At 51.5% G+C, this 1,627-nt stretch carries 1 rRNA gene; it reads right to left on the bottom strand.

Features of this window, described 5'->3' with window-relative positions:
• Positions 1-50 precede the first annotated feature (50 nt).
• A 16S ribosomal RNA gene (locus tag JV36_RS0108940) occupies positions 51-1,583 on the bottom strand.
• Between the last annotated feature and the right edge of the window lie 44 nt (positions 1,584-1,627).

A 1,627-nucleotide genomic window follows, 5' to 3' on the forward strand; every position in this document is an offset into this window, starting at 1 on the left:
ACAAAACAATCTGTGTAGGCACTGCATCAAGGGCGTCATCGACGTAATAGTAAGGAGGTGATCCAACCCCAGGTTCCCCTAGGGTTACCTTGTTACGACTTCACCCCAGTCATGAAACACAAAGTGGTAATCGTTCTCCCGAAGGTTAAACTAACTACTTCTTTTGCATCCCACTCCCATGGTGTGACGGGCGGTGTGTACAAGGCCCGGGAACGTATTCACCGCAATATTCTGACTTGCGATTACTAGCGATTCCGACTTCATGGAGTCGAGTTGCAGACTCCAATCCGGACTACGACATTCTTTAAGGGGTCCGCTCCACATCACTGTCTCGCTTCCCTCTGTAAATGCCATTGTAGCACGTGTGTAGCCCTACACGTAAGGGCCATGATGACTTGACGTCGTCCCCACCTTCCTCCGGTTTGTCACCGGCAGTCTCCTTAGAGTGCCCAACTAAATGCTGGCAACTAAGGACAAGGGTTGCGCTCGTTGCGGGACTTAACCCAACATCTCACGACACGAGCTGACGACAGCCATGCAGCACCTGTGTCAGAGTTCCCGAAGGCACCAATCTATCTCTAGAAAGTTCTCTGCATGTCAAGTGTAGGTAAGGTTCTTCGCGTTGCATCGAATTAAACCACATGCTCCACCGCTTGTGCGGGCCCCCGTCAATTCATTTGAGTTTTAACCTTGCGGCCGTACTCCCCAGGCGGTCTACTTATCGCGTTAGCTTCGCTACTCACGGCTTAAAGCCACAAACAGCTAGTAGACAGCGTTTACGGTGTGGACTACCAGGGTATCTAATCCTGTTCGCTACCCACACTTTCGCACATGAGCGTCAGTCTTTGGCCAGGGAGTCGCCTTCGCCACTGATGTTCCTCCAGATATCTACGCATTTCACCGCTACACCTGGAATTCCACTCCCCTCTCCAAGACTCTAGTCTGCCAGTTCTAAATGACCATCCCAAGTTGAGCTCGGGGCTTTCACATCTAGCTTAACAAACCGCCTGCGTGCGCTTTACGCCCAGTAATTCCGATTAACGCTCGCACCCTCCGTATTACCGCGGCTGCTGGCACGGAGTTAGCCGGTGCTTCTTCTGTTGTTAACGTCACGGTGAGCAGGTATTAACTACTCACTTTTCCTCACAACTGAAAGTGCTTTACAACCCGAAGGCCTTCTTCACACACGCGGCATGGCTGCATCAGGGTTTCCCCCATTGTGCAATATTCCCCACTGCTGCCTCCCGTAGGAGTCTGGACCGTGTCTCAGTTCCAGTGTGGCTGATCTTCCTCTCAGAACAGCTAGAGATCGTTGCCTTGGTGAGCCTTTACCCCACCAACTAGCTAATCTCACTTGGGCCTCTCTCTGCGCCGAAGCCTAAGCCCCGTTTGGTCCGTAGACATTATGCGGTATTAGCAGTCGTTTCCAACTGTTATCCCCCTCGCAAAGGCAAGTTCCCAAGCATTACTCACCCGTCCGCCACTCGTCAGCGATGTGCAAGCACATCCTGCTACCGTTCGACTTGCATGTGTTAGGCCTGCCGCCAGCGTTCAATCTGAGCCATGATCAAACTCTTCAATTAAATATATCGAATTATGAATCGTCGTATAGACACTCTTAACGAGT

It is taken from the genome of Alteromonas sp. LOR, from assembly GCF_000753865.1.
In the GTDB taxonomy this organism is placed as follows: Bacteria; Pseudomonadota; Gammaproteobacteria; order Enterobacterales; family Alteromonadaceae; genus Alteromonas.